The following is a 25,350-nucleotide window of genomic DNA, read 5'->3' on the forward strand; positions in this document are numbered from 1 at the left end:
TTTACGCCATGGCCGGATGCCGCCGTTGTGGCGTGGCACACGCTGGGCGCCTCAAATGGACCGTTCAGGCGCTTGAGGTCGCCAGCGCGAGAGCCACAGCGCGTTGCTGACCACGCTGACGCTGCTGAGCGCCATGGCCGCGCCGGCCAGCATGGGGTTGAGCCCGCCCAAGGCCGCCAGCGGGATGCCGATGACGTTGTAGCCAAAGGCCCAGCCCAGGTTTTGCCAGATTTTGCGCGAGGTGCGGCGCGACACCTCCAGCGCAGCTGGCACGAGCAGGGGGTCACCCCGCATCAGGGTGATGCCCGCGGCCTGCATGGCCACGTCGGTGCCGCCCTGCGGGTTGGCCATCGCCATGCCGATGTCGGCGGCGGCCAGCGCAGGGGCGTCGTTGAGGCCATCGCCGACCATGGCCACCGTGACGGCACGGCCCTGGGCGTCGCGCTGCAAGCGGCGGATGTGGTCGGCCTTGTCGCCGGGCAAGACCTCGGCGATGACCTCCTGGATGCCGACCTGCCGCGCGATGGCCTGCGCCGCCTGGTGGCTGTCGCCCGAGATGATGGCCGTGCGCACCCCCAGGGCGTGCAGCCTGGCCACGGCTTGCGCGGCACCGGGCTTGAGGGCGTCGCCAAAGGCCAGGGCGGCCACGACCTGCCAAGTGCGAGCGCCTTTGGGCTCGCTGCCATCGCCGACACGGTCGGCCTCCTCGCCATCGTCCGAGTGCAGGGCTGCAGGGGCATGCAGCAGCCACGAGACGGTGGCCCCGTCGGCCGACCAGCGTGCCGCCGCCTCGGCCACATCGGCAGGCGCACCTTGCCCGGTGAGCTCCTGCATCCAGCGCGGGCTGCCCAGGCACCAGGATCCGGCCCAGGCCGCGGGGACCGCACCGCTGCCCCCCACGGACACCACGCCCTCGATGCCCCGGCCCGGCACGGCCCGCGACTGTGAGACGCGCAACGGCTCGGCGGGCAAGGTGTCAGCGGCTGCCAGCACGGCGAGGGCCAGTGGGTGCTCGCTGCCGCGCTGCAAGGCCGCGGCGAACTGCAAAGCCTGCTCGCGGCCCAAACCCGTGGCCGCCGTGGCCGATGCCACGGCCCAATCCAGCAAGCGCGGCTGGCCTTGCGTGAGGGTGCCGGTTTTGTCGAAAGCGACGAGTTGCACGCGGTGGGCCACCTCCAGCGCCTGTGGGTCCTGGATGAGGATGCCTTGGCGCGCGGCGGCACCAGTGCCCGCCATGATCGCCGCCGGGGTGGCCAGGCCCAAGGCGCACGGGCAGGCGATCACCAAGACGGCCACGGCACGGATCAGGGCCACGTCGGCGCCCTGCCCGGCCAGCCACCCACCCACGCCGGTCAACAGCGCGATCACCAGCACGGTCGGCACGAACACCGCCGAGACGCGGTCCACCACGCGCTGGATGGGCGCCTTGCTGGCCTGAGCCTCGACCACCCGCCGGATGATGTGCGCCAGCATGGTCTGGCCGCCCACGGCCGTCACCTGCATCAACAACCGGCCCTCGGCGTTGATGGCGCCGCCCGTGAGGCGGTCGCCCACGTGCTTGGCCACGGGCAGTGGCTCGCCTGTCAGCAGGGACTCATCGACGTGGCTGCTGCCCTCCTGGACGAGGCCGTCCGAGGGCACCCGCGCGCCGGGCAACACCACCAGCACATCGCCCACCAGCACCTGGGCCAGGGGCACCTCGACCTCGCCCTGTGGGCCCAGACGCCGCACAGTGTCGGGTCGCAGCGATTGCAGCGATCGGATGGCCAGGGTGGTCTGGCGTTTGGCGCGGGCCTCCAGGGCCTTGCCCAGCAGCACCAGCGTGATCACCACGGCCGAAGATTCAAAGTAGAGCGCAGGCGGCATGGCCTCGGGCATGGCACCCACCGTGTGGCTGTGGGCACCACTTGCCGGGGCCAGGCCATGCTGCCACCACAGCCAGACCGACAGACCCCAGGCCGCAGACGTGCCGAGCGCGACGAGCTGGTCCATGTTGCCGCTGCCATCGCGCAGGGCGGCCCAGCCAGCTCGGTAAAAGCGCGCACCCAGGCCGAACTGCACCGGGGTGGCCAGGGCGAACTGCACCCAGGCGGGCCAGAAATGGTGGTCGCCCCAGAGCATGGGCAGCACCAGCGGCACGCTGGCCAGTGCCCCGAGGCAGACAGCGCCCCACACCGACCACCAGGAGGCGTGTTCGTCGGCCAGGGGGTGGTCGGCCTCTTGCAGTTGGGCGTGGTAGCCCGCGGCCTCGATGGCGGCGATCAGCCGGGCCGCATCGGGCACCGGGGCCTCGCCGGCGGTCGGCGCCAGCACGACGCTGGCGGTTTCGGTGGCGAAGTTCACCTGGGCCTGTGCCACGCCGGGCACCTTGCGCAAAGCGCGCTCGACCCGATTGACGCAGGCCGCGCAGGTCATGCCGCGCACGGCCAGCAGCAAGGCGGGGTCATCGTGGGGCGCTGAAGACGGAGGCGTCAGGGTGGTGTTCATGGCGGGCAGGGTCAGGATGCACATGGGATGTCGGCAGTGTCAACCTTGACACCGTGGAAGGGTCAAGCGCATGCTGACCCTTGACTCTGACATGGTGTCAAGGTTTACCGTGAGGAACCTGCACATGAACACCCACCCAAAGGCCCTTGCCATGAACGCCCCCACCCAACTCACCACCCACGAACTCCAGGTCAAGGGCATGAGCTGCCAGCACTGCGTGAAAGCCGTGACCCAGGCCGTGCTGGCCCTGGACGCCCAGGCCCAGGTCGGCGTAGACCTGCCCTCGGGCCAGGTCAGCGTGCAAACCCAGCTCAGCCGGGAGGCCACGGCCGCCGCCATCGCCGACGAAGGCTACACCGTGGTCAACCCATGAGCGAGGCGCTCAGGCACATCGGGGAAGCGGCGCGCCTCACCGGCGTGTCGCCCAAGATGGTGCGGCACTACGAGGGCCTGGGCCTGCTGCCGTCCGCGCCGCGCACCGAGTCGGGCTACCGCCTCTATGACGAGGCTGCCCTGCACACGCTGCGCTTCATCCGCCGTGCGCGCGACCTGGGTTTTGGCATGGCCGACATCGCCCAGCTGCTGGACCTGTGGCGCAACCGCAGACGCGCCAGCGCCTCCGTCAAGAAGCTGGCCACGGCCCATGTGGCGGCGCTGCAGCAGCGCATCGACGAACTGGAGGCGATGAAACGCACGCTCAGCCGGTTGGCCGCCGAGTGCCAGGGCAACGCGCGCTCGCCCTGCCCCATCCTGGACGACCTGGCCCAAGGCGCACCGCCTTGCGTCGGCCATGCATCCGGGTGTGCCGCCGACTGAATCGCATGCATGATGTGGGGAAGCCCACTCTGCCGAACACGCCCCATGCCCATCCCGACACAGCCTGGCTGGCCGCTGCAAACGTCTGAGCTCACGGCCTGCGGCATCCGCAGCCGCGTGCTGCAAGGTGGCGCCGACCTGCGCGCGACCGAGGCCGTGGTGTTCGTGCATGGCAACCCGGGTTGCTGCGAAGACTGGCGCGAGCTGATGCAGGCCGCGTCCCCACTGGGCCGCGTCATCGCTGTCGACATGCCCGGCTTCGGTCAGGCCGACAAGCCAGCCGACTACCCCTATTCAGTGGAAGGCGGTGCAGCCTTCCTGAGCGAAGCGCTGCGCCAGCTGGGCGTGCTGCGCGTGCACCTGGTGCTGCACGACTTCGGCGGGCCCTGGGGTTTGATGTGGGCGGCGCTGAACCCGATGGCCGTGGCCAGCGTCACACTGATCAACACGGGCGTTATGCGCGGCTACCGCTGGCACCTCATGGCCCGCATCTGGCGCACACCGCTGTTGGGCGAGTTGGCACAACTCACCACCACGCGCAAGGGCTTCCACTGGGTGATGTCGCTGGGGGCGCCGCGCGGTCTGCCGCCGGCCTTCGTCAACCGCATGTACGACGACATGGACTGGGGCACGAGGCGCGCTATTTTGAAGCTCTACCGCGCCACGGGTGACCTGGAGCAGCGCAGCCAGACGCTGTCGGCCATGCTTGCGCCGATCAAGCCGCCGACCCTGGTGGTGTGGGGCGCCGCCGACCCCTACCTGCCCGCGCGCCTGGCCGAGCAGCAACAAGAGACCTTCCCCGGCGCCCAGGTGGTGATGCTGCCCGACAGCGGGCACTTCCCGTTTGCCGACAACCCTCAGGCCGTGGCACAGGCCGTGGTGCCCTTTCTGCAAAAGCACCTGCTGCCACATGGCAGCGCATTCGGCGGGCGCACGGGAACGGTTTGAGCGGCGACTGAACATGCGGAATCCGCATACCGTCATGCCAATGTCAGGCATGCGATGCGCAGGCGCGATCTCTGCATTGGACGCCTGATCGCTGCAACAGCAAAGTCCGGGAGGTGATGCGCACCAGCGCCAGCCTCCCGACATGACACACCCAGACACCGACCTCCCCCCCCACAACGGCTGGCACCTGCCCCATGTGGTACGGGCTTTGCGCGAGTCGCGCGAAGTGACGCACCGCGTTCGCCACCAGGGCCGCCTGCGCGAATTGCCCTCGCGCGAGGTGCTGACCCACATCATGCAAGGCCTGTCGGCCGCGCTCTTCCCGACGCACTACGGCCGACCGGACCTCAACGACGAGAGCATCGACTTCTTCGTCGGCCACACCCTGCACGACACCCTGGGCATGCTGAACGACCAGGTTCGCCGCGCGCTGATGTTCAACGCCACGGCCGATGCCAGCGAAGACGCCGACCTGGCACCGCGCGCAGCGGCCACCGTGCGGGCGCTGGCCGAGCAGCTGCCCGACATCCGCGGGGCGCTGTTCAGCGACCTGCAAGCCGCCTGGCAAGGCGACCCGGCGGCCACGGGCATGTCGGAGATCCTGCTGTGCTACCCGGGCATCACGGCCATCGTGCACCACCGCATCGCGCACGCCCTGCTGCGCCTGGGCACGCCGCTGCTGGCCAGGTTGATTGCCGACATCGCCCACGCCCGCACCGGCATCGACATCCACCCGGGCGCGCAGATCGGCCGCGGCTTCTTCATCGACCACGGCACCGGCGTGGTCATCGGCGAGACCTGCGTGATCGGCGAGAACGTGCGCCTCTACCAGGCCGTGACGCTGGGCGCCAAGCGCTTTCCCGCCGACGAGAACGGCCACCTGCTCAAGGGCCAGCCCCGCCACCCCATCGTCGAGGACGACGTGGTGATCTACGCCGGCGCCACGGTGCTGGGGCGCATCACGATCGGCCGCGGCTCGACCATCGGCGGCAACGTCTGGCTCACGCAGAGCGTGCCGCAGCACAGCAACGTCAGCCAGGCGCTGAGCCGCCAGAGCTGACCCCTCCCCCACTTCCCACCACCACGGAGAAACGGCCCATGGCCAACAACCACGAAAACAGCACCGCCCTGGGCGACATCGCCGCACGGCAACTTGCCATCGCCACCCGCACCGTGCCGCAGATGGGCACGATCACGCCGCGTTGGCTGACCCACCTGCTGCAATGGGTGCCGGTGGAGGCCGGCATCTACCGCGTCAACAAGGTCAAGGACGCGTCCAGCGTGACGGTGGACTGTTCGGGCCGCGACGAGCGCGAACTGCCGCAGACCTTCGTGGACTACATCGAAGACCCGCGCGAGTACCTGCTGTCGGCCGTGAACACGGTGCTGGACGTGCACACCCGCGTGTCGGACCTGTACTCCAAGCCCTACAACCAGATCGCCGAGCAGCTGCGCCTGACCATCGAGACCATCAAGGAGCGCCAGGAAGCCGAGCTGATCAACAACAAGGAATACGGCCTGCTCAACAGCATCGCGCCGCACCAGCACATCCAGACCCGCACCGGCGCGCCCACGCCCGACGACCTCGACGAGCTGCTGAGCAAGGTGTGGAAGGAGCCCGGTTTCTTCCTGGCCCACCCGCTGGCCATCACCGCCTTTGGCCGCGAGTGCACCCGCCGTGGCGTGCCCCCGCCCACGGTGTCGCTGTTCGGCTCGCAGTTCATCACCTGGCGCGGCATCCCGCTGATCCCGTGCGACAAGATCCAGATCGAGGACAACAAGACCAAGATCCTGCTGATCCGCACGGGCGAAAGCCGCCAGGGCGTGGTGGGCCTGTACCAGCCTGACCTGCCGGGCGCCCAAAGCCCCGGCCTGGCCGTGCGCTTCATGGGCATCAACCACAAGGCCATCGCGTCCTACCTGGTGTCGCTGTACTGCTCGCTGGCGGTGCTGACCGACGATGCCATCGCGGTGCTCGAAGACGTTGAAATCAACAAGTACCATGAATACAAGTGACCTCGCCGGCCTGGGTCTGCCGGATGCGCAAGCCCTGGCCCAGTTGGCCAACCAGTTCTTCTCGGCGCTGCCTGGCTTGGCACCGAGTGGGCTGACGGCACCCACTGGCTCGCCATCTGGGTTGCCATCCGGTCTGTCGCACCTGAGCTCGCCCACGGCCGCTCACCCCCTCGACGTGCCGGACACCAACCCGGCGTCGCGCACGGCAGGCGTGCAACCCATCCTGACGCTGAACCCCTTGGACTGGGGCCTGCCTTCGGACACGGCCTTGCGCGATGTGCTCGCGCTGCGCTCGCCTGATCGCTCTGCGGCGCTGCCCACCACCGGCGCAGGCCCATCGTTCTACTTCCTGGACGCGGGCTTCAACGGGCTGGGCGGTGCGGGCGGGCAGCCTCCGGGCCTGCACGTGCCAGGGCAGGCGGCGCGTCCGCTGTCGCCCCAGGCTCAGGGCTTTGCAATGCCTTTTGACGTCAACCTCGTTCGGCGCGATTTCCCCGTGCTGCAAGAGCGCGTCAACGGCCGCCCGCTGATCTGGCTGGACAACGCCGCGACCACGCACAAGCCGCAATCGGTGATCGACCGCATCGCGTACTTCTATGCGCACGAGAACTCGAACATCCACCGCGCGGCGCACGAGCTCGCTGCCCGCGCCACGGATGCCTACGAGGCGGCGCGCGAGAAGTGCCGCGGCTTCCTGAACGCGCGCTCGACGAACGAGGTCGTGTTCGTGCGGGGCACCACCGAGGCCATCAACCTGGTGGCCAAGAGTTGGGGCCAAGCGAACGTGCGTGCCGGCGACGAGGTCATCGTCAGCCACCTGGAGCACCACGCCAACATCGTGCCCTGGCAGCAACTGTGTGCGGCCACGGGGGCGAAGCTGCGCGTGATCCCGGTGGACGACGATGGGCAGGTGTTGCTCGACGAGTACGCCAAACTGCTGGGGCCACGCACGAAGCTGGTGGCCTTCACGCAGGTGTCGAACGCGCTGGGCACGGTCACGCCGGCCAGGCAGATCGTGGCGATGGCGCACAGCGCAGGCGCCAAGGTGCTGGTGGACGGCGCGCAGTCGGTCTCGCACATGCGCGCCGACGTGATCGCCCTGGACTGCGACTGGTTCGTGTTCTCCGGGCACAAGGTGTTCGGGCCCACCGGCATCGGCGTGTTGTACGGCAAGGAGGCCATCCTCAATGACACCCCGCCCTGGCAAGGCGGCGGCAACATGATCAAGGACGTGACCTTCGAGCACACCGAGTACCACGATGCCCCGGGCCGCTTCGAGGCAGGCACGGGCAACATCGCGGACGCGGTGGGTTTGGGTGCGGCCATCGACTATGTGCAGGCGCTGGGCATCGAGAACATCGGTGCCTACGAGCACCAGTTGCTGCTGTACGCCACGCGCTTGCTCCAGGAGGTGCCCGGGCTGAAGCTGATCGGCACGGCGCCGGACAAGGCCGCGGTGCTGTCCTTCACCCTGCAGGGCTACCAGACCGAAGAGGTCGGGGCAGCCCTGAACAAGGAGGGCATCGCGGTGCGCTCGGGGCACCACTGCGCGCAGCCCATCCTGCGCCGCTTTGGGCTGGAGGCCACCGTGCGGCCGTCGCTGGCGTTCTACAACACCTGTGCCGAGATCGACACGCTGGTGGGCGTGTTGCACAAGCTGGCGAGCGGCAAGGCCTTGCGCCACACATAAGCAACTGCGAGAAAAGCAGTTCACAGCGCGAAGGGGCATGGACACAGTGAGAGGCCTGAACAACCTTTCTCTGAGCAGTCCATGCCCCTCGCCCATTCCGTCTCTGGCACCCACCACGCCGCCCCACACCCACGCAGCACCGCAGTGGCCAGCGCCGCTGCGCTCCTGGCCCTGCTCGCCAGTGCCCTGCCCCTGAACGCACACGCCACCAACGGCTACCTTGCCCATGGCTACGGGGCGCAGTCCCTCGGCGCAGCCGGTGTGGCCGCCGCCCTGCCGCAAGACGCCCTGGTGATCGCCACGAACCCGGCTGGCATCTCGGCCCTGGGCAACCGCCTGGACGCTGGCCTCACCTACTTTGCACCGCGCCGCGAGGCCAGCATCCAGGGCAGCCCCGTGCCGGGCCTCAATGGCCAGTACAACGGCGACGGCAAAAAGAACTTCTGGATTCCCGAGTTCGGCTACACGCGCCAGCTGAGCCCGAGCTTGAGCGCTGGCTTGGCCGTGTACGGCAACGGCGGCATGAACACGCGATATGAACGCAACCCCTACGCGGCCATTGGCGGCCAGGGCCGCGCCGGGGTGAACCTGGAGCAGCTGTTCATTTCGCCAGCGGTGTCCTACAAGCTGAACGCGCAGCACAGCCTGGGCGCTGCGCTGAACCTGGTGCACCAGCGCTTCTCGGCCGAAGGGCTGCAAGGCTTTGACCAGAGCGGCTTTTCCTCATCGCCGGGCAACGTCACCAACCGCGGCACCGACACCAGCAACGGCGTGGGCCTGCGCCTGGGCTGGCTGGGTGAGCTGACGCCCGAGCTCAAGCTCGGTTTCGGCTGGGCGTCCAGCGTGCGCGGCCGTTTCGACAAGTACAAAGGCCTGTTCGCCGACCAGGGCAACTTCGACATCCCGGCCAGCTACACGCTGGGGCTGTCTTACCAGCTCACGCCCCGCTGGCAACTGGGTGCGGACTACCAAGTCATCCAGTACAGCGACGTCAAGCCAGTGAACAACCCTCTGGGTGCCTTCCTGACAGGCAAGAAGCTGGGCGACGACGCCGGCCCGGGCTTTGGCTGGAGAGACATCGACGTCGTCAAGCTGGCCGTGATCCACCGCCAAAGCGACGCCCTGACGCTGCGCGCTGGCTACAGCCACGCCAAGCAGCCCATCCCGCGCGACCAGACCTTCTTCAACGTGCTGGCCCCCGGCGTGGTGCAAGACCACGTGACCTTGGGTTTCACCTGGAAGACCAGCGCCCAGGGTGAGTGGACGGGCTACGCCGCCCACGCCTTCAGCAAAACGGTGTCGGGCCAGAACTCGATCCCTGCCAACCTGCTGGGCGGCGGTGAGGCGAACATCCGCATGAAGCAGAACATCCTGGGCGTGGCCTACGGATGGAAGTTCTGAGCCTGGGGCTCACTTGCGCGCGTCGATCTCACCGAGCGCGATCAAGCGCCCCCGCAGGACGTTGCGGCTGACACCCAGCAGCCGCGCGGCCTGGATCTGGTGTTGACCGCAACGCCGGTGCGCGTGGCTGAAAAGGCTGCGCTCCACCACCTCGAACAGTCGCCCCTCGAAGCGTTCGCCCATGCGCCCCAGCAGGGCATCGAGGTCGGCCAGCAAGGCCTCATCGGGTGACGCTGGCGTGGCCGCGCCGGTGTGGGCCGCCGATGCGCCGTCATCGCCGACCGGCAGCATCAGGTCCTCGGCCCGGATCACCCCGGCCGGTGCGCGCAGCAAGGCCCGATGGAGCACCGCCTCCAGTTCGCGCAGGTGCCCGGGCCAGGTGTGGCGCAGCAAGGCCTGTTCGGCACACGCCGAGAACCCGGGCACGGCTTGCTTGAGGTGGCGGCTTTGGTCCTGAAGCAGGCTGCGGGCCAGGGGCAGGATGTCATCGGGCCGGTCGCGCAGCGCGGGCATCGCCAGCGTCACGGTGGACACCAGGCGCAGCAAGTCCGCCAGGAAGCGACCCTCGGCCACGGCTTGCGCCAGGTCTTGCGAGGTGGCGCAGACCAGCCTCACATTGACGGGGGTGGCGTGCCGCCCGCCCACTCGCCGCACCTGCCCGCTGCGCATGACCGACAGCAAATCCTGCTGAACGTCCAGCGAGAGGGCGTGCACCTCGTCGAGGAAGACCGTGCCATCCAGCGCGGCTTCGAACCAGCCAGGCGTGGCCGCAAAGCCGCCACGCACGGCCCCGGCCTCGTGCCCGTGCAGGCCAATGCCCAGCGAGACGGCGTCGTGCGCGCTGCAGTCCACCGCCAGGAAGGGGCCGCGGCGGCTGCAGGCGTGGAGGTGGCGCGCCAGGTGGCGTTTGCCGGTGCCGGCATCGCCCAGCAGCAGCACGTGGTGGTCGGTCGCCGCGGCAGCCTGGATGCTGTCCTGCAGCGCCTGCGCGGCGGGGCCCCGAAAGGTGGGGCGGTCGGTGGCTGGTGTCATGGGTTTCATGCGTAGAAGCCAGGTTCGGGCAAGCGGCCCTGCAGCGCCCAGAGGCCCAGCTCTCGGACCTTGTGGTCGATGGGGTCGTGCAGCGTGTGCGTGCGCAGGTTGCGCCAGTAACGGTCCAGCCCCAACGCGGCGTGGGTGGACCGCGCCCCGGTGACTTCGAACAGGCGGTTGCACAGGTCCAGGCCCGAGCGGGCCGCGGCGACCTTGGCGGTGGCGATGTGGATGGCCAGCTGGCCACGCTCCTCGGACGTCAAGGCTTCGCCGCGCTCCAGCGCCGCCACCAGGCCCATGCCGGCACGGTCGGCCAAGAGCACCGCGCCGTCCAGGCCGACGTGGAAGTCGCCGAAATGGGCCAGCACGTAAGGGTCGTCGGCCATGCGTTCGACGCCTGCGCCTGGCCAGGGGCGAGCCTCTTCGCGGGTGTACCGGCGGGCGGCCTCGAACGCACCCTGGGCGATGCCCACGTAGATGTTCACCAGGATGAGCTGGGACACGAGCGAGCGCAGGCACGACCGGGGCGTGGACAAGGGGCCCGGCTCGCGCAGGACTTCGCCGTCCTCGATGCGCAGGCGGTCGAACTGGACGGAGCCGCTGTCGGTCTGTCGCTGGCCCATGTTGTCCCAGTCCTGCCGGATGTGGATGCCGCTGCGCGAGGTGGGCACGGCGGCCACCATGAGCTGCCCTTCGCACTCGCCGGACACCACCAGCATCTCGGAGTCCAGCGCGCCCGAGCAAAAGCTCTTGGGGCCAGACAGCAACCAGCCGCCGGATGCCGGGCTGCAGCGGGCGCGCTGGTCACGCGGGTTGAGGGCGTTGCCCCAGAACCAATCGTGCCGCGCCGTGTGCGCCAACCAGGGCCGCCATTGTTCAGGCTGGCCATACAAGGTCACAGTGGCCAGCATCAGGTGGTGGAAGGCGTACAGGTGCGCGATGGAGCTGTCCACGCGGGCGAACTGCCGCACGACGTCGAGCACATCGCGCCAGCTGCCGTCCAGGCCGCCCAGCTCGACCGGGATGGACAAGGCGAGCAGGCCGCTGGCACGCAGTTCGTCGCGCTGGGCCTTGGGGCAACCGCCCTCGGCATCGCGCAGGGCGGCGGTGGTGGCGAAGTGCTGGGCCAGCCGGTCGGCGACTTGCGGCACCTGGTCGAGGTGGCTGGCGCGGTCCGGGGTCGCGGCGTGGTCAGGACGTTCGATCGTCAAGGCGTGCAAGGAAGACATGGGGCTTGCGCAAGCAGCCGCCATGCCAGGGCAAGGCTGGCCTGCTGATCCTGCAGCAAACCAGCCCAGGCCGGCGCCACACCCGCAACGCAGGTTGATTTATCAACATCACATGGTTGTTTATCACCACCTTGCTTGTTGACAAATCAGCACATGGGCGAGCGCACCGGCGACATCCGACCGGCAGGCGCGCCGTGACGCCACGCCCGCACCCCTCATCGAGCCGCCTGGCGAGGCAGCAGGCGCACCGCGCACAGGCCCTGAACACAGGTGTTTTGCTGAAACAGCCGCAAAAACAAGGCGCTTCATGCAGTGCACAGACATCGACATGCGCGTTCCGCATGAACGGCGCGGTGCTGGCACATCGGTTGCTGAATGAGGAGCAGATCGACGCACAACGCGCCCCCTCCAGAGGTCACACCATGAGTCACATCCGCAAAGTCACCGCCATCGTCGGCAGCACCAGCAGCCCCTCCCGCACGCGGGTGCTCGTCGATGCCATCGTCCAATCCCTGCAGACCACGCAAACCATCGAGGTGACATGGGTCGAGCTGGCCACGCTGGCGCCGCACATCGGCGCGGCCACCAGCCACGATGCGCTCACCCCGGAAGGCAAGGCCGCGCTGCAGGCCATCGAAAGCGCCGACCTGCTGATCGCCGCCAGCCCGGTCTACAAGGGCAGCTACACCGGCCTGTTCAAGCACCTCATCGACTTCCTGCACCCCGAGGCCCTGGTCGGCAAACCCACGCTGTTGGCCGCCACCGGCGGCAGCGACCGCCACGCGCTGGTGGTGGACCAGGAACTGCGCCCGCTGTTCAGCTTCTTCCGCACGCACACCGTGCCCTCGGCCGTGTTCGCGTCCGACGCCGATTTCAGCGCCATCACCGGCGGCTACCAGGTGCAAAACGATGCGCTGTTCACCCGCATCCACGAAGCCACCCAACAGGCCTCGCGCCTGCTGGCAGCCTGACAGGGAGCGCGCGCGATGTCGCTCCTTGCCCATCCACCCCTGCTGCCGCTCGAGCACGGTGGCGAGCGCGCCTGGATCCAGCCCCAGCTGGACACGCTATGCGCCACCTTCGCAGCGACAGCGGCCCAGCGCGATCGCCAGGGCGGGCATGCCGCGCACGAGCGCGAACTGATCCGCGCCAGCGGCTTGCTGAACCTGAGCACGCCCACCGCCCTGGGTGGCCATGGCGCGAACTGGCAGACCGTCTACCGCACCGTGCGCCAGCTGGCCGAGGCCGACAGCGCCCTGGCCCACCTCTTCGCCTTCCACCACCTGCAGGTGGCCACGGTGCTGATCTTCGGGCGGCCTGAGCAGCAGGCGCGTTTGCTGAGCGACACGGCAGCGCGCCGCCTGTTCTGGGGCAACGCGCTGAACCCGTCGGACCGCCGCGCCACGGCCCAGCCCACGCCGGGCGGCTACCTGGTCAACGGCCCCAAGAGCTACTGCTCGGGCTCGGTGGGCTCGGACCGCATGACCGTGTCGGCCTGGCACGAAGCGACGCAATCCTTCCTGATCGGCGTGGTGGCCACGGACGCACCCGGCGTGCACGTGGTGGCCGACTGGGACGCCTTCGGCCAGCGCCAGACGGACAGCGGCACGGTGACCTTCGAGCAAGTCTTCATCGCCGACGACGATGTGCTGATCCACCCCGGCGAAGCGGCCACGCCCTGGGTCACCTTGCGCTCGCAATTGGCGCAGCACGTGCTGGGCAGCCTGTACGCGGGCTTGGCCGCCGGGGCCTTGCGCGCCGGCCTGGACTTCAGCCGCGAGCTGGCACGGCCCTGGTCGGCCTCGGGCGTGTCGCGCGCGGTGGACGACCCCTACACCCAGCTGCGCTACGCCGAGCTGTGGCTGCAGGTGAAAGCGGCCAGCGCGGTGTCGGACGCCGCCGCGGCGGCCATCGATGAGGCCTTTGCCCAAGGCCCGTCCCTGGACGCGGCCACGCGTGGCGACGTGGCCATCGCGGTGGCCGAGGCCAAGGTGCTGTCGCACCGCGCGGCCATGGAAGTCACCTCGCGCTTCTTCGAGCTGACGGGCGCGCGCTCGACGGCCACGGGCCGCGGCCTTGACCGCTTCTGGCGCAACGCCCGTGTGCACACGCTGCACGACCCGGTGGACTACAAGCTGCGCGACATCGGCCGCTACGTGCTGGAAGGCCGCCACCCCGAGCCCACCGCCTATTCGTGAACCCGCTGACCTCACCTGGAAACATCCCCATGAGCCTGGACATCTTCTGGTTCCTGCCCACCTCGGGCGACACGCGCTACCTCGGCAAGTCCAACTCCGGTCGGGCGCCGACCATGGACTACCTCAATCAGATCGCCATCGCCACCGACAAGCTCGGCTACGACGGCGTGCTGATCCCCACCGGCAGCGGCTGCCATGACCCCTGGGCCGTGGCCGCCAGCGCCATCCAGCACACGCAGCGCCTGAAGTTCCTGGTCGCCCTGCGCACCTCGCTGGGCAGCCCCACGGCCCTGGCGCGCGCCACCGCGACGCTGGACCAGGCGAGCCAAGGCCGCCTGCTGCTCAACGTCGTGCCCGGGGGCGATGCCGCCGAGCTGGCCGCCGATGGCGTCTTCCTCAGCCACGACGAGCGCTACGAAGCCGCCGACGAGTTCCTCACCATCTGGAAAGACCTGCTGGCCGGCAAGACCGTGGACTTCCACGGCAAGCACCACCGCGTGGAAGGCGCGCGCAGCTACTTCCCGCCCGTGCAGCAGCCTCACCCGCCCTTGTTCTTCGGCGGCTCTTCACCGGCCGCGCACGACCTGGCCGCCGAGCACGTGGACGTCTATCTGAGCTGGGGCGAGCCGCCCGCCGCCGTGGCCGAGAAGATCGCCGATGTGCGCCGCCGCGCCGAGGCCCTGGGCCGTACCGTGCGCTTCGGCGTGCGCCTGCACGTCATCGTGCGCGAGACCACCGAAGAGGCCTGGGCCGAAGCCGACCGCCTGATCAGCACGCTGGACGACGAGACCATCGCCAGCATCCAGAAGCGCTACGCCAGCATGGACTCGGTCGGTCAGCAACGCATGGCCGCGCTGCACGGCGGCCGGCGCGACCAGCTGGAAGTCAGCCCCAACCTGTGGGCCGGCGTGGGCCTGGTGCGCGGTGGTGCGGGCACGGCCCTGGTGGGCGACCCGCAGATCGTTGCCGAGCGCCTCAAGGAATACGCCGACCTGGGCATCGACCACTTCGTGCTCTCGGGCTACCCGCACCTGGAAGAGGCCTACCGCTTCGCCGAGCTGGTCTTCCCGCTGCTGCCGGGCAAGCAGCCCGTGACGCTGATCGGCGAAGCCGTCACCGGCGGCCCCTTCGACAAGTCCACCCTGGTGAGCGCGGCCGAAGCGCACAAGAAGGTGGCCTGAGGCCTTCGACTGCATCACATCGCCATCACACCGTCATCACACCCTGAGGAGTCCTGAACATGAAACGTCGCACCCTGATCCAGTGGGCCGCAGGCAGCAGCGCCCTGGCCACCGTCTCCGCCCTGCCCTCGCTGGCACAGGCCGCCGAGGCCCCGAAAGACATCCGCCTGGACTACGCCTACTACAACCCCTCCAGCCTGGTCATCCGCCGCTTCGGCTGGCTGGAAGAGGAATTCAAGAAAGACGGCATCGGCGTCAACTGGGTGCTGAGCGCGGGCAGCAACCGCGCGCTGGAATACCTCAACGGCAACAGCATCGACATCGGCTCCAGCGCGGGCCTGGCCGCGGTGCTGTCCAAAGCGAACGGCAACCCCATCCGCACGCCCTACATCTTCTCGCGCCCGGAGTGGACGGCCCTGCTGGTGCCGAAGAACTCGCCCATCCAAACCCTGGCCGACCTCAAGGGCAAGAAGATCGCCGCCACCAAGGGCACCGACCCCTACCTCTTCCTGCTGCGTGCGCTGCACACCGTGGGCCTCAAGCGCAGCGACATCGAACACGTCTCCCTGCAGCACGCCGACGGCAAGGCCGCGCTGGAGCAAGGCCGCGTGGACGCCTGGGCTGGCCTGGACCCGCTGATGGCCGCCAGCGAACTCGGCGCCGGCTCGCGCCTGCTCTACCGCAACGTGGCCTTCAACACCTACGGCTTCCTCAATGTCCGTGAGGACTTCTTGCAGCGCCACCCCAACGAAGTGCGCCGCGTGCTGGCCGTCTATGAGCGAGCCCGCCAGTGGATTCAAGGCAACACACGCGCTGCGGCGCAGATCCTGTCGGAAGAGGCCAAGGTCTCGCTGGAGGTCGCGCTGCTGCAGCTGAAGGTCCGCACCGACTTCACCCAGCCGCAGCCCGGCACGCAGCACATCCAGGCGCTGCAGGCCGCCTCGCCCATCTTGCTGGACGAAGCCCTGGTACGCCCCGGCACCAACGTGCAGAAGGTGATCACCGACCTGGTGGACACCCAGTTCGCGCAATCCGTCATCCGCCGCGGCTGACGCCTTATCCCTCTTGCACCGCTTGCCCCGCTTGTGCCCTTGCCCTCACCCCAGGCCCGCACCATGTCCCCTCCCCCCTCGGTCGGCACGCTGGACGCCGACGTGACCTCGCCCCCACCGCCAGCCTCCGTCCGGCGCCCAGCGGTGCCGGCTGTGCGCCCGCGTGCGCGCCGCTCCACCGCCTGGCTGGGCCTGCTGCCTCCGCTGGCGCTGCTGCTGGGCCTGGAGTTCGCCGTGCGCCAAGGCTGGGTGCCCCGGCACCTGCTGCCAGCCCCGTCCGACCTGGTGCAGACCTTCGTGCAGCTGGGCCAGGCCACGGTGACGCAGCACGTGCTGGTGAGCAGCCTGCGCGTGCTGGCCGGCTTCCTGCTGGGCACGCTGCTGGCCTTGCTGGTGGGGGCGGCCGTGGGCTTGCGCAAGCCGCTGGAGGACCTGCTCGACCCCTCGTTCCAGGCCCTGCGCGCCATCCCCTCGCTGGCCTGGGTGCCCTTGCTGCTGCTGTGGCTGGGCATCGACGAGGCGCCCAAGATCGTGCTGATCGCCATCGGCGCCTTCTTCCCGGTGTACCTGGGTGTGTCGTCGGGGCTGCGCGATGTCGATCGCAAGCTGGTCGAGGTGGCGCGCATGGCCGGCCTCTCGCCGCTGGCATTGACCCGGCGCGTGCTGCTGCCGGCGGCCATGCCCGCGGTGATGACGGGCATCCGCCAGGGCCTGAGCCTGGCGTGGATGTTCATGGTCGCGGCCGAGCTGATCGCGGCCACGCAAGGGCTGGGCTACCTGCTGACCGATGGCCGCGAGACCGGCCGCGCCGACCTGGTGCTGTCGGCCATCGTGCTGCTGGCCGTGCTGGGCAAGCTCAGCGACTCGCTGCTGCAGCGGTGGGAGCGCCACCTGCTGCGCTGGCGCGACACCTTCCAGTCCCACCGCTGACCCCTTCGCAAAGACCGCCATGACCGCCTTGCTGGACGTCCACATCCACACCAAACGCTACGGCGACCGCACCGTGCTGCGCGACCTGTCCTTGAGCCTGGAGGCCGGTGAACTCGTCAGCCTGGTCGGCGCCAGCGGTTGCGGCAAGAGCACCTTGCTGCGCCTGATCGCCGGCCTCGACGAGGACCACGCCGGCCGCATCCGGCTCGATGGCCAGGAGGTGCGCGGCATCACCGCGGACATCGGCTTCATCTTCCAGGAGCCGCGCCTCTTTCCCTGGCTCACCGTCGCCGAGAACGTGTCCTTTGGCAGCCCGCGCGGCCCCGACAGCGAGGCGCGCGTGACCGCGCTGCTCGCCGAGGTCGGCCTGTCCGATCATGCCGAAGCCCTGCCCAAGCAGCTCTCGGGTGGGCAGGCACAGCGCGTGGCCATCGCGCGTGGCCTGTTCCGCCAACCCCGCCTGTTGTTGCTGGACGAGCCCTTCTCGGCCGTCGATGCCTTCACGCGCATGAAGCTGCAGGACCTGCTGACGCGGGTGGTGCACGAGCACGGCGTGACGGTGCTGATGGTCACGCACGACCTGGACGAGGCCGTCGTGCTCAGCGACCGCGTGCTGGTGCTCGACCAGCAGCCAGGGCCCTTGCTCGACACCTTGCGCGTGCCCCTGCCCCACCCCAGGCAGCGCGACGACGACGCCATCACGCAGGCCCGCACAGCCTTGCTCCGGCGGCTGCAGGCGGCCCACGCCTTGTGAGCCCCCGGCCTTCATGCCCAAACCTTCTTTGCAGCACACCAAACCTTCGTTCACCCCAGGCGCTGCTTTGCCTATCGTGACATCTGTTCCAGCATCCACCAGGACCCCACCACCATGCGCTCCACGCTCCGCTCTGTTCGCCGTCAACTGATCCTGTCCCTGGGGCACGTGGCCCTGGGCCTGGGCCTCGCCACCGCGGGCGCCAGCAACGCCTGGGCCGAGAACGCCGTCGTGCGCATCGGCTACCAGAAGTACGGCACGCTCACCATCCTCAAGGGCAAGGGCGACCTCGAAAAGCGCCTGGCCCCGCTGGGCGTGTCGGTGAAGTGGGTCGAGTTCCCGGCCGGCCCGCAGCTGCTCGAAGGCCTGAACGTCGGCTCCATCGACTTCGGCAACGTGGGCGAAGCCCCGCCCATCTTTGCGCAGGCCGCCGGTGCCGACCTGGTCTATGTGGCCAACCAGCCGCCTTCGCCCACGGCAGAAGCCATCGTCGTGCCCAAGGGCTCGACCGTGAAGTCCGTGGCCGAACTCAAGGGCAAGAAGATCGCGCTCAACAAGGGCTCCAACGTGCACTACCTGCTGGTCAAGGCCCTGGAGAAGGCCGGCCTGAAGTACACCGATGTACAAACCATTTTCCTGCCCCCCGCCGATGCACGCGCCGCCTTCGAGCGCGGCAGCGTGGACGCCTGGGCCATCTGGGACCCCTTCCTGGCCGCCGCTGAAAAACAGATCGGCGCCCGCGTGCTGGCCGATGGCAAAGGCATTGTGGCCAACCACCAGTTCTACCTGGCCTCGCGCCCCTATGCGAACAAGAACCCCGGTGTCATCAAAGCCATCGTGTCCGAGCTGCAAAAGCTCGACGTGTGGGCCGCCAACGACTTCGCCGCCGCGGCCAAGGTGCTCGGCCCCGAAATCGGCCTGAACCAGGAGATCACCGAGTTGTCGGTACGCCGCTTCGCTTACGGCATCCAGCCCATCACGACCACGGTGGCCGCGCAGCAGCAGCAGATCGCCGACGCCTTCTTCCAACTCAAGCTGATCCCCAAGGCCATCCGCATCGCCGACGCGCTGCCGGACGGCGTGGGCAAGTGAGGCCCCCCATGCGCATTTTCTGGTTCATCCCCTCCCACGGTGACTCCCGCTACCTGGGCACCAGCCATGGCGCGCGCAACGCGTCCTTCGATTACTTCAAGCAGGTGGCCGTGGCCGCCGACAGCCTGGGCTACGAGGGCGTGCTGCTGCCCACGGGACGCTCGTGCGAAGACTCCTGGGTGCTGGCCTCCAGCCTGATCGACGCCACGCGCCAGCTGAAGTTCCTGGTGGCCTTGCGCCCGGGCCTGATGCAGCCGGCGCAGACGGCCCGCATGGCCGCCACGCTGGACCGCATCTCCGGTGGGCGCCTCTTGGTCAACCTCGTCACCGGGGGCGACCGCGAAGAGCTCGAAGGCGACGGCCTGTTCTACGACCACGCCGAGCGCTACAAGCTCTCGCGCGAGTTCCTGACCATCTGGCGCGAGGTGCTGGCGCGCAGCCACGACGGCGGCAGCTTCGACTTCGACGGCCGCCACCTGCAGGTCAAGGGCGCCAAGCTGCTGTACCCGCCGGTGAGTCGGCCTTACCCGCCGATCTTCTTCGGTGGCTCGTCGGACGAGGCCCATGAGCTGGCTGCCGAGCAGCTCGACACCTACCTGACCTGGGGCGAACCGCCCGAGGCCGTCGCCTCCAAGGTGGCCGACATCACCCGCCGCGCCGCGAAGCACGGCCGCACGCTGAGCTTCGGCATCCGCCTGCACGTCATCGTGCGCGAGACCGAGGACGAAGCCTGGCAGGCCGCCAGCAAGCTGCTGTCGCACCTGGACGAGGCCACCGTGGCCGCCGCCCAGCAGAAGTTCGCGCAGATGGACTCGGTGGGCCAGCGCCGCATGGCCGAGCTGCACAAGGGGCACTTCAACCGCCACAACATCCGCGAAGGCCTGGAGGTCTCGCCCAACCTGTGGGCCGGCGTGGGCCTGGTGCGCGGGGGCGCGGGCACGGCCCTGGTGGGCAACCCGCAGCAGGTGGCCGACCGCCTGCGGGCCTACGCCGACCTGGGCCTGGACCACTTCATCCTGTCGGGCTACCCGCACCTGGAAGAGGCCTACCGCTTCGCCGAACTCGTCTTCCCCCTGCTGCCGCGCACGCTGCAGGAGCGCCTGGCGCCCCGCGTGGCCGCCGGCCCGCAAGGCGAGATCGTGGCCAACAGCTACGTGCCCCCGGCAAAGTGAGGCCCCATGTCCGCACGCCTTGAGACCCTTCGCGCGCAGGTTCTGCCCCACCTTCTGCCGCGCCTGCTGCCCTGGCTGCTGCCGGTCGGGCTGATGGCCCTGTGGGAGCTCAGCGCCCGCGCCGGCTGGCTGTCCACCCGCGTGCTGCCCGAGCCCTGGGCCGTGGTGCTGGCCTTCTGGCACCTGGCCGACAGCGGCGAGCTGTGGCAGCACCTGGGCGTGAGCACCGCGCGGGCCCTGAGTGGCCTGGCGCTGGGCGGCGGCCTGGGCCTGCTGCTGGGCCTGGTCACCGGCAGCCTGCGCTGGGCCGAAACCCTGCTCGACACCACGCTGCAGATGGTGCGCAACATCCCGCCGCTGGCGCTGATCCCGCTGGTCATCCTGTGGTTCGGCATCGACGAATCGGCCAAGCTCTTCCTGGTCGCCGTCGGCGTGTTCTTCCCCATCTACCTCAACACCTTCCACGGCATCCGCTCGGTGGACGCGGGCCTCATCGAGATGGCGCGCAGCTACGGTCTGAGCGGCTGGCAGCTCTACCGGCAGGTCATCCTGCCCGGCGCCCTGCCGTCCATCCTGGTGGGGCTGCGTTTCTCTCTGGGGCTGATGTGGGTGCTGCTGATCGTGGCCGAAACCATCTCGGCCCAGGCCGGCATCGGCTACATGACGATGAACGCCCGCGAGTTCCTGCAGACCGATGTCGTGCTGGTGGGCATCCTGCTGTACGCCCTGCTGGGCAAGCTGGCCGATGTGCTGGCACGCGCCCTGGAGCGCAGCGCGCTGCGCTGGCACCCCGGCTACCAAAGCGCCCGGGCATGACGCCCTCAGGACACTCCCAGCACAGCCTCCGGACCACGCCATGAGCAACATCCACGCCCTGCCCAGCACCCTGCGTTCGAACGCGCCAGTCCACACGGCAGCCCACACGGGCGCATCACCCGGTGTGGCCGTGCAACTGAGACACCTGGCCCAACGCTTTGGCACGCGCCAGGTGCTCAAGGACATCGACCTCGACGTGGCCCCCGGGGCCTTCGTCGCCATCGTCGGCCGCAGCGGTTGCGGCAAGAGCACCCTGCTGCGCCTGCTGGCCGGCCTGGACGCGCCCTCGCAAGGCCAGATCACCATCGACGGCCAGACGCTGGACACCCGCCGCCCGGCAGACCAGGGCATCCGCTTGATGTTCCAGGACGCGCGCCTGTTGCCCTGGAAGTCGGTGGGTGACAACGTGGCACTGGGCCTGTCAGGGGCCGATGTGCCCGCGCGGGTGCGCGAGGCCTTGCAGTCCGTCGGCCTTGCCGACCGCATTGGCGAGTGGCCCGCGGCGCTCTCGGGCGGTCAGCGCCAGCGCGTGGCCTTGGCGCGCGCGCTGGTGCACCGCCCACGCCTGCTCTTGCTGGACGAGCCCCTGGGCGCGCTGGACGCCCTGACCCGCATCGAGATGCAGCAACTCATCGAGCGGCTGTGGCAAACCCACGGCTTCACGGCCGTGCTGGTCACGCACGATGTGTCCGAGGCGGTGGCACTGGCCGACCGCGTGCTGCTGATCGAAGACCAGGCCGTGGCGCTTGACCTGCACGTGGCACTGCCGCGCAGCCGAGCGCGCAGCCATGCGGCTTTTGGGGCGCTGGAAGACCAGGTGCTGCAGCGTGTGCTGCGCCCGGCCTTCGCACGGACGGCACCGGCCGAGGCCAGCGCAGAAACCGGCATGGCCGGGGCCGGAACCGGGGCCGGAACCGACACGGCGACCGACGTCCGCTGGGCCACCTAAGCGCCAGCTTGGCCGGTGGCCCGTCGGGGGCCTGGGGTCGGCTCAGGCCTGCGCCAGCGCCGCGTCCAGGTCGGCGATCAGGTCGTCGATGTGCTCGATGCCCACCGACAGGCGCACCGTGTCCTCGCTCACGCCCGCCTTGGCCAACTCGTCGGGGTTGAGCTGGCGGTGCGTGGTCGATGCCGGGTGGGTGGCCAGCGAACGCACGTCGCCGATGTTGACGAGGCGCGTGAACAGCTGGAGGCCGTCCAGGAAACGCGCGCCCCCTTCGCGGCCGCCTGGCACACCGAAGGTCAGCACGCCCGAGGCCTGGCCCGAGAGGTACTTCTGCACCAGCGGGTTCTCCGGATGGTCTGCCAGGCCAGCGTAGTTGACCCACTTCACGCGCGGGTGCTTCTGCAGGTGCTGCGCGATCTTCAGCGTGTTGGCGCTGATGCGGTCCATGCGCAGGCCCAGGGTCTCCACGCCCTGCAGGATCAGGAAGGCGTTGAAGGGCGAAAGCGCCGCACCCATGTTGCGCAAGGGCACCACGCGCGCCCGGCCGATGTAGGCCGCCGCTCCCAAGGCCTCGGCGTAGACCACGCCGTGGTAGCTGACATCGGGCTCGTTGAGGCGCTTGAAGCGTTCCTTGTGCTGGGCCCAGGGGAACTTGCCCGAATCCACGATGGCCCCGCCGATGCTGGTGCCATGGCCACCCAGGTACTTGGTCAGCGAGTGCACGACGATGTCGGCGCCGTGCTCGATGGGGCGGCACAGGTAGGGGCTGGGCACGGTGTTGTCCACGATCAGCGGCACGCCGTGGCGGTGGGCGATCTCGGCGATGCGGGCGATGTCGGTGATGTTGCCCGAGGGGTTGCCCAGGGACTCCACGAAGATGGCCTTGGTGCGCGCGTCGATGAGGCCTTCGAAGCTGGCCGGGTCGCGGTGGTCGGCGAAGCGCGCGGTGATGCCGTACTGCGGCAGCGTGTGCGCGAACAGGTTGTAGGTGCCGCCGTACAGCGCCGTCGATGAGATGAAGTTGTCACCCGCTTCGGCGATGGTCAGGATGGCATAGGTGACCGCCGCTTGGCCCGATGCCAAAGCCAGCGCGCCCACCCCGCCTTCCAGTGCCGCGATGCGCTGCTCCAGCACATCGGTGGTGGGGTTCATGATGCGGGTGTAGATGTTGCCCGGCACCTTCAGGTCGAACAGGTCGGCGCCATGCTGGGCGCTGTCGAAAGCATAGGCCGCCGTCTGGTAGATGGGCACGGCCACCGCTTTGGTGGTCGGGTCAGGCGAGTAGCCAGCGTGGACAGACAGGGTTTCGAACTTCCAGTTTTTATCGGACATGTGCAGCCTCCAATGGATCAAGCCTGACAGCCTAACCACCGCTGAAGCAGCTTGCAAATGCGCATTTCACCCTTGCTGATTCAGCGCAGGCATCTGTCGATGCCGCACGACGCTGCGCTGTTGCATGCGGTGCACAGACCCTGACGCATCGGCAGCAAACGGCTGCGGGCTTTTGACCAGGCACGGGCCCCACGTGGCCCTCTCGCAAGCCTGTGCGCAGAGGCTTGCATGGCCCATCTCCTGGAAAAGCCCCCCACAGAAAGACCCCACAAGTTCCTTGGAACACCGTTTGCAGTGTGAGCCTGGACCCGGCGTCATGCCGACACCGGGCACACACCGGCCACATCGGCCTCACACCCTAGGTTGAGGAGTGACACACATGTCCAAACAGGCAGAGCAAGAAGACAAGCAAGTCGGGGAGCGTCCGTCGCGCCGTCGGTTCATCGGGTCCACGGGCTCGGTGATCGTCGGCAGTGTGGTGGGGGGCACCTTGGGCAGCGCCGGCACCGCCAGCCACGCGGCCGACCTGGACCTGCGCGGTGCCAGCGGCCGCCAGGGCGATCTGGACCAGGCCTTGCGCAACAAGACCTTCCGCCTGCGCACCGAGCGCGCCATCGTCAACCACAACGTGCCGGTGCCCCGCCACCCTGACAACGACGACGAAGAGCGCTACCCCCACAAGATCGGCACCGACACGCGCGGCCTGCCGCACAACGCCCGCGGCGAGGTGGACCTGGCCGCCTGGGCCTTGCTCAAACAAGCCGTCACCACGCGCGAGGTGGCCGACTTCGAGAAGGTTCAGCTGGGTGGCACGCGCAAGCTGGTGAACCCGCTGGGCACGCTGGCCGTCAACCTCACGGGCTTGTCGTCCGTGCAGTTCGCCGTGCCGTCTGCACCCGCGCTGGCCAGTGCCGAACGCGCGGCCGATGCGGTCGAGGTGTACTGGCAATCGCTGCTGCGCGATGTGCCGCTGTACGAGTACCGCAAAGACACCAACCACCCCCTGGTGCGTGCGGCAGCCGCTGACATCAACCGCCTGAGCGGCTACACCGGCCCGCGCGATGCGTCCGGCGTGGTCACGCCCGACCTGCTGTTCCGCGGCACCGCCCGCTATGTGGACCGCGCCGACCCCACGGGCCGCAGCGCGCGCCATGCCGTGCCGCCGGGTGTGGCGGTGGGGCCCTACATCTCGCAGTTCCTGCTGCTGGACGCGCCCTTCGGCACCTCCTTCATCCCCGCGCTGTTGAGCACCCAGGCACCGGGCAACGACTTCCTCACGCAAACGGCCGAGTGGCTGGCCGTGCAGGATGGCAAGGCCCCGACGCGGCGCATCACCTTCGACCCGGTGCGGCGCTACCTGGCCACGGGCCGCGACCTCGCCGAGGTCGCACGCGGCGCACCCGGCTTCGCCTCGGCCTTCCAGTTGCTGAGCACGGCCACCAGCAGCGACCCGGCACGCGTGGGCGGCCTGGGCACGCCCCTGAACCCGACCAACCCCTACCTCAAGCTGCGGACATCGACCGGCGCGGCGGGCAGCTTTGCGGCCGGCTATGTGCAAGGCTTGCTGCCCCTGGCCGTCTCGCGCGCCATCCGTGCCGCCTACTGGCAGAAGTGGTTCGTGCACCGCACCCTGCGGCCCGAGGCCTATGGCGGTCTGGTGCACCAGCGCCTGAGCGCCGGGGTGGACTACCCGCTGCACGCCGATGTGCTGCAGTCCGACGCCGTGGCCCGCAACCTGCGCAAGTTCGGCACGCACCTGATTTCCAGCGCCTACCCGGAAGGCGCGCCACTGCACGGCTCCTACCCAGGCGGGGCCTCGGTCAGTGCGGCGGTGCAGGCCACGCTGCTGAAGGCGTTCTTCGATGAGAACGCCGTCATCGCCAACCCGGTGCAGCCGGACCCCGCCGACCCGACACGGCTCATCCCCTACAGCGGCCCCACGCTGACGGTTGGCGGCGAGCTCAACAAGCTGGCCACCAACCTCGGTGTGGGCCGCAACTGGGCGGGCATCCACTGGCGATCGGACGCCGCAGCGTCCCTGGCACTGGGCGAGGACGTGGCCATCGCCTTGCTGCGCGATGAGAAGCTGAGCTTCAAGGAACCCTTCGAAGGCTTCCGCTTCACGCGCTTCGACGGCAGCACCGTCAGCCTCTGATCTTCACCGCCAAAGCGGCCGGCGAACTGTCGAGCTGGCCGCCGTGAAGCGCCCTCCGCAGGGGCACGGTCGCCGTGCCCCTTGCGGGCCCAGGGCGCGCACC

Annotated in this window: 22 protein-coding genes; 18 read left to right on the forward strand and 4 right to left on the reverse strand. The window is 69.2% G+C overall.

From position 1 onward, the window contains the following. Positions 1-51: 51 nt before the first annotated feature. Positions 52-2,487 carry a heavy metal translocating P-type ATPase gene (locus tag EV672_RS00690; protein WP_133606395.1) on the reverse strand — a complete coding sequence of 812 codons (2,436 nt, stop codon included), beginning with the start codon at positions 2,485-2,487 and terminating at the stop codon, positions 52-54. A gap of 151 nt (positions 2,488-2,638) precedes the next feature. Between EV672_RS00690 and EV672_RS00695 the strand changes: the two genes are divergently transcribed. The 7 genes from EV672_RS00695 (at position 2,639) to EV672_RS00725 (ending at position 9,358) form a co-directional block, all read left to right on the forward strand. Beyond that, complete coding sequence (locus EV672_RS00695; protein ID WP_133605671.1) at positions 2,639-2,860, forward strand: heavy-metal-associated domain-containing protein; 222 nt, start codon at positions 2,639-2,641, stop codon at positions 2,858-2,860. Beyond that, on the forward strand, positions 2,857-3,303 hold the full coding sequence (gene cueR, locus EV672_RS00700) for a Cu(I)-responsive transcriptional regulator (protein ID WP_133605672.1): 447 nt from the start codon (positions 2,857-2,859) through the stop codon (positions 3,301-3,303). Before EV672_RS00695 ends, cueR begins: the two co-directional genes overlap by 4 nt. 45 nt (positions 3,304-3,348) lie before the next feature. Beyond that, positions 3,349-4,251 (forward strand): alpha/beta fold hydrolase, encoded by a 903-nt coding sequence (locus EV672_RS00705; protein WP_133605673.1) that lies wholly within the window; start codon positions 3,349-3,351, stop codon positions 4,249-4,251. A gap of 142 nt (positions 4,252-4,393) precedes the next feature. Continuing rightward, on the forward strand, positions 4,394-5,311 hold the full coding sequence (gene epsC, locus EV672_RS00710) for a serine O-acetyltransferase EpsC (protein ID WP_133605674.1): 918 nt from the start codon (positions 4,394-4,396) through the stop codon (positions 5,309-5,311). 38 nt (positions 5,312-5,349) lie between these two features. Then, positions 5,350-6,267 carry a family 2A encapsulin nanocompartment shell protein gene (locus tag EV672_RS00715; RefSeq protein ID WP_133605675.1) on the forward strand — a complete coding sequence of 306 codons (918 nt, stop codon included), beginning with the start codon at positions 5,350-5,352 and terminating at the stop codon, positions 6,265-6,267. Beyond that, entirely contained in the window at positions 6,254-7,957 is a 1,704-nt protein-coding gene (locus EV672_RS00720; protein WP_133605676.1) for a family 2A encapsulin nanocompartment cargo protein cysteine desulfurase, read from the forward strand. Before EV672_RS00715 ends, EV672_RS00720 begins: the two co-directional genes overlap by 14 nt. 81 nt (positions 7,958-8,038) lie before the next feature. Then, positions 8,039-9,358 (forward strand): OmpP1/FadL family transporter, encoded by a 1,320-nt coding sequence (locus EV672_RS00725; RefSeq protein ID WP_133605677.1) that lies wholly within the window; start codon positions 8,039-8,041, stop codon positions 9,356-9,358. A 9-nt stretch (positions 9,359-9,367) separates the two neighbouring features. Here the strand turns inward: EV672_RS00725 and EV672_RS00730 are convergent, their stop codons facing one another. Both EV672_RS00730 and EV672_RS00735 read right to left on the reverse strand, forming a co-directional pair. Beyond that, complete coding sequence (locus EV672_RS00730; RefSeq protein WP_166643398.1) at positions 9,368-10,390, reverse strand: sigma 54-interacting transcriptional regulator; 1,023 nt, start codon at positions 10,388-10,390, stop codon at positions 9,368-9,370. A 5-nt stretch (positions 10,391-10,395) separates the two neighbouring features. Beyond that, positions 10,396-11,619: an acyl-CoA dehydrogenase family protein gene (locus EV672_RS00735; RefSeq protein ID WP_133605679.1), complete on the reverse strand. Its 1,224-nt coding sequence runs from the start codon at positions 11,617-11,619 to the stop codon at positions 10,396-10,398. A gap of 422 nt (positions 11,620-12,041) precedes the next feature. Between EV672_RS00735 and msuE the strand changes: the two genes are divergently transcribed. From msuE to EV672_RS00785, 10 genes are all read left to right on the forward strand, one after another. After that, the gene (msuE, locus tag EV672_RS00740) at positions 12,042-12,590 is read left to right on the forward strand and encodes an FMN reductase (protein ID WP_166643399.1); all 549 of its coding nucleotides are present in this window, start codon (positions 12,042-12,044) and stop codon (positions 12,588-12,590) included. 15 nt (positions 12,591-12,605) lie between these two features. Further along, positions 12,606-13,817, forward strand: a complete 1,212-nt coding sequence (locus EV672_RS00745; RefSeq protein WP_133605681.1) for an acyl-CoA dehydrogenase family protein — start codon at positions 12,606-12,608, stop codon at positions 13,815-13,817. A gap of 29 nt (positions 13,818-13,846) precedes the next feature. Then, positions 13,847-14,998, forward strand: a complete 1,152-nt coding sequence (gene ssuD, locus EV672_RS00750; RefSeq protein ID WP_133605682.1) for an FMNH2-dependent alkanesulfonate monooxygenase — start codon at positions 13,847-13,849, stop codon at positions 14,996-14,998. A 59-nt stretch (positions 14,999-15,057) separates the two neighbouring features. Beyond that, positions 15,058-16,050, forward strand: coding sequence for an aliphatic sulfonate ABC transporter substrate-binding protein (locus EV672_RS00755; protein ID WP_133605683.1), 993 nt, complete (start codon positions 15,058-15,060; stop codon positions 16,048-16,050). A gap of 63 nt (positions 16,051-16,113) precedes the next feature. Then, entirely contained in the window at positions 16,114-16,980 is an 867-nt protein-coding gene (locus EV672_RS00760; RefSeq protein WP_133605684.1) for an ABC transporter permease, read from the forward strand. A 19-nt stretch (positions 16,981-16,999) separates the two neighbouring features. Next, positions 17,000-17,734 carry an ABC transporter ATP-binding protein gene (locus tag EV672_RS00765; RefSeq protein ID WP_133605685.1) on the forward strand — a complete coding sequence of 245 codons (735 nt, stop codon included), beginning with the start codon at positions 17,000-17,002 and terminating at the stop codon, positions 17,732-17,734. A 114-nt stretch (positions 17,735-17,848) separates the two neighbouring features. After that, positions 17,849-18,826, forward strand: a complete 978-nt coding sequence (locus EV672_RS00770) for a sulfonate ABC transporter substrate-binding protein (protein ID WP_133605686.1) — start codon at positions 17,849-17,851, stop codon at positions 18,824-18,826. Positions 18,827-18,834: 8 nt separating this feature from the next. After that, a complete protein-coding gene (gene ssuD, locus EV672_RS00775; protein ID WP_133605687.1) occupies positions 18,835-19,998 on the forward strand; it encodes an FMNH2-dependent alkanesulfonate monooxygenase in 1,164 nt (387 codons plus the stop codon). Between the two features lie 6 nt (positions 19,999-20,004). Further along, a complete protein-coding gene (gene ssuC / locus EV672_RS00780) occupies positions 20,005-20,814 on the forward strand; it encodes an aliphatic sulfonate ABC transporter permease SsuC (protein ID WP_133605688.1) in 810 nt (269 codons plus the stop codon). 40 nt (positions 20,815-20,854) lie between these two features. After that, complete coding sequence (locus EV672_RS00785) at positions 20,855-21,763, forward strand: ATP-binding cassette domain-containing protein (protein WP_133605689.1); 909 nt, start codon at positions 20,855-20,857, stop codon at positions 21,761-21,763. 42 nt (positions 21,764-21,805) lie between these two features. Here the strand turns inward: EV672_RS00785 and EV672_RS00790 are convergent, their stop codons facing one another. Further along, positions 21,806-23,092, reverse strand: a complete 1,287-nt coding sequence (locus EV672_RS00790; protein WP_133605690.1) for an O-acetylhomoserine aminocarboxypropyltransferase/cysteine synthase family protein — start codon at positions 23,090-23,092, stop codon at positions 21,806-21,808. 379 nt (positions 23,093-23,471) lie between these two features. On the opposite strand from EV672_RS00790, the gene EV672_RS00795 reads away from it, so the two are divergent. Continuing rightward, positions 23,472-25,247, forward strand: a complete 1,776-nt coding sequence (locus EV672_RS00795) for a vanadium-dependent haloperoxidase (RefSeq protein WP_133605691.1) — start codon at positions 23,472-23,474, stop codon at positions 25,245-25,247. Positions 25,248-25,350: the final 103 nt, after the last annotated feature.

Source organism: Aquabacterium commune (assembly GCF_004362855.1).
Lineage (GTDB): Bacteria > Pseudomonadota > Gammaproteobacteria > Burkholderiales > Burkholderiaceae_C > Aquabacterium > Aquabacterium commune.